Below are 2,994 nucleotides of genomic sequence, written 5' to 3' on the forward strand. Positions count from 1 at the left end.
GGCGGATGGCGCCTGACGGGGGCCGCCGTCGACGATCCGGTGGGCAGGTGAATCCTGGTGGCTGCCCGCGGTGGCCACGACTAGCCTCCGAGGATGATCGACGCCCCGGCCGACCTGCTCTCCGCCTACGACTCGCAGCTCCGCGAGGAGGCCGAGATGTCGACGGCCTCGCAGTGGCACCGGCACGGTCCGATCCTGCGCGCGATCTTCAGCCACGGCGGGTTCGTCACCTACCGCGACCTCGCGGGCCTCCAGGGTGCGGCCCTCGACAAGGTCATCGCCGACACGGTCCGGTGGTTCCGCGACGAGACCGACGTCGCGTCCTTCGAGTGGAAGTCCCGCGGCCACGACGCACCGGCGGACCTCCCGGCGCGGCTCGAGGCCCACGGGCTCGTCGCCGACGCGCTGGAGACGGTGATGATCGGTGCCGCTGAGCGGCTCGACCAGCCGGTCGAGCTGCCCGCCGGTGTCGTCGTACGCCGGGCCGGGGACGGCGGCGACCTGCTGGCCGACCTCACCGCCGCGGCGGCGCTGCAGACGGAGGTGTTCGGCAACGACGCCGGTCCCGCCCCCGCCGACCTGGCGGAGCGGATCACCGCCTTACCGCACCTCTCCGAGCACTGGCTCGCCCTCGGACCGGACGGTGACGTGGTGTGTGCCGGCCGCGTCGACGTCGTCCCCGGCACCGAGTTCGCCGGGCTGTGGGGCGGTGGCACCCGTCCCGCGTGGCGCGGGCAGGGCATCTACCGCGCCCTGGTGGCGGCCCGAGCCCGGTCGGCACTGCGGCTCGGGGCGCGCTACCTCCACAGCGACTGCACCGACATGTCGCGACCCATCCTCGAGCGCAGCGGGCTGGTGGCGGTGACCACGACGACGCCGTACAACTGGACGCGCGACTGAGCGTGCGCCTGCCGGCTCCCGGCGGGAGAGCTTCCTAGGATCGGAGGATGCCGGGTCGAGGGGTGCGCAGATGAGCGGCGACGACCCGGGCGCGGTGGACGAGGCCGGCCTGCCCGAGCCTTTCGCCCGCGTGCTCGGCGACTACGAGCGCCACCTGGTATCCGAGCGCGACCTCGCGCCGCACACCGTGCGCGCCTACCTGGGCGACGTCGCAGGCCTGCTCGAGCACCTGCATCGGCTCGGCCACGCCGACGTCGCCACCATCGACCTGCGCGGCCTCCGCAGCTGGCTGGCCAAGCAGCACACGATGGGCGGCGCCCGTTCCAGCGTTGCGCGCCGGGCGACCGCCGCGCGCGTGTTCACCGCCTGGCTGACCCGCACGGGCCGCGCCCCGGCCGACGCAGGGGCGACCCTAGCCTCGCCGAAGAAGGCAGCGTCGTTGCCACCGGTGCTCCGCGCGGACGAGGCCAGCGACCTCATCCGGGCCGCCGCCGCGCTCGCCGACGACGGCAGCCCCACCGGGATCCGCGACGTCGCCATGCTGGAGCTGCTGTACGCCACGGGGATCCGGGTCGGCGAGCTGGTCGCCCTCGACGTCGACGACCTCGACCACGAGCGCCGTGTCGCTCGGGTGCTCGGCAAGGGCCGCAAGGAGCGGACCGTGCCCTACGGGCAGCCGGCGGCTGTCGCGCTCGAGCGCTGGCTGGCGCGGGGTCGGGAGCGGCTGCGGGCCGAGGGGGCGGGGGCTGCGCTCTTCCTGGGTGCACGCGGGCGCCGGATCGACCAGCGCATGGTGCGCGAGCTGGTGCACCGCCGCATCGCCGAGGTGCCCGGCGCTCCCGACATCGGCCCCCACGGCCTGCGCCACACCGCGGCCACCCACCTGCTGGAGGGAGGCGCGGACCTGCGGTCGGTGCAGGAGCTCCTGGGCCATGCGTCCCTGGCCACCACGCAGCTCTACACGCACGTGAGCACCGAGCGCCTGCGCTCGGCGTACCGGCAGGCGCACCCCCGCGCCTGAGTCGCGGGCCCGACTACGTAGCGGCACCTACGCATCGGGTAGGCAGCTCCGCCGATGTGGCGAGGGGCCCGGCGGACCGACAGTGCTCGTGGGGCGGTCGTCCGGCCGCCAGGGAGCAAGGAGAAGTCCGATGAAGTACACACCATCTCGCAAGGCGCTGGGCCTGGTCGCGGCCTCCGCGGTCATGACGACCGGTGCCGTGGCGGTCACGCCCGCAGGCGCGGCCGTGCAGGACCGCGCAGCACAGGGCTGGGGCAAGATCTGGAAGAAGAAGCTGCAGGACAAGGCCGACCAGCGCTACTACACCAAGACCCAGTCCGACACGAGGTACGCCGGCAAGGGCGGCTCGTACACCAAGCCGGAGTCCGACGCGAGGTACTACTCGAAGACCGACGCGGACGCCAGGTACCAGGCGAGGCAGAGGACCTACCGGGGCACCTACCTCGTCGGATCGCCCTCCACGGTGGCGGGGGCCTACGTGTTCGGTGACCTGTCCTACGGCGTCACGCTGGCGGCGGCGCCCACGGCCCACTACATCCAGGTGGGTGCCGCAGTGCCGCCCGGCTGCTCCGGCACGGCCGCGGCCCCCAGCGCGGACCCCGGGCACCTGTGCGTCTTCGAGTCCCAGGCGCTCAACGTCGGCGCGCCCCGCTTCGTGACGAACCTGGCGTTCGACGCGAGCACCGCGACGCCGACCGGGGCGTGGTTGTACTCCCCGACGGTGGGAGGGGCCTACGGCTTCTTCGGCGGCACCTGGGCCATGCAGCCCGGGGGCGCCGCCACCGTCGCCGCGAAGGGCGCCGTGCCCGAGGTCGGGCCGACCGAGGGACTGCCGCGCGTGCACTGAACCAACCAGCGCACGACCAGCACGGTGACCGGCACCTCCCTGAGGGGAGCCGGTCACCACTGGGTCGCCAGCCGCCACCAGCCCTCGAAGGGGAGGGCCGGACGTGCGGGTCGCGACGGGACCGGCACGGGCTCGTCGCGCCACAGGGGGAGGAGGCGGACCGGACCGGTGTCGCCGACGAGCGTGAGCGGGTCGAGGTAGAGGTCTCCCCGCTTCCAGCCCCCCC

The 2,994-nt window shown here is 74.2% G+C and carries 3 protein-coding genes; all 3 read left to right on the forward strand.

Annotated features, from left to right (window positions below; all coding sequences use genetic code 11):
- Window positions 1–93: 93 nt before the first annotated feature.
- The 3 genes from QZX64_RS16630 (at window position 94) to QZX64_RS16640 (ending at window position 2,768) form a co-directional block, all read left to right on the forward strand.
- The gene (locus QZX64_RS16630; RefSeq protein WP_295662117.1) at window positions 94–900 is read left to right on the forward strand and encodes a GNAT family N-acetyltransferase; all 807 of its coding nucleotides are present in this window, start codon (window positions 94–96) and stop codon (window positions 898–900) included.
- A 70-nt stretch (window positions 901–970) separates the two neighbouring features.
- Window positions 971–1,921: a tyrosine recombinase XerC gene (locus QZX64_RS16635; protein WP_295662120.1), complete on the forward strand. Its 951-nt coding sequence runs from the start codon at window positions 971–973 to the stop codon at window positions 1,919–1,921.
- Window positions 1,922–2,051: 130 nt separating this feature from the next.
- Window positions 2,052–2,768, forward strand: a complete 717-nt coding sequence (locus tag QZX64_RS16640) for a hypothetical protein (protein ID WP_295662123.1) — start codon at window positions 2,052–2,054, stop codon at window positions 2,766–2,768.
- Window positions 2,769–2,994 lie beyond the last annotated feature (226 nt).

It is taken from the genome of uncultured Nocardioides sp. (assembly GCF_902805925.1).
Classification (GTDB): Bacteria; Actinomycetota; Actinomycetes; order Propionibacteriales; family Nocardioidaceae; genus Nocardioides.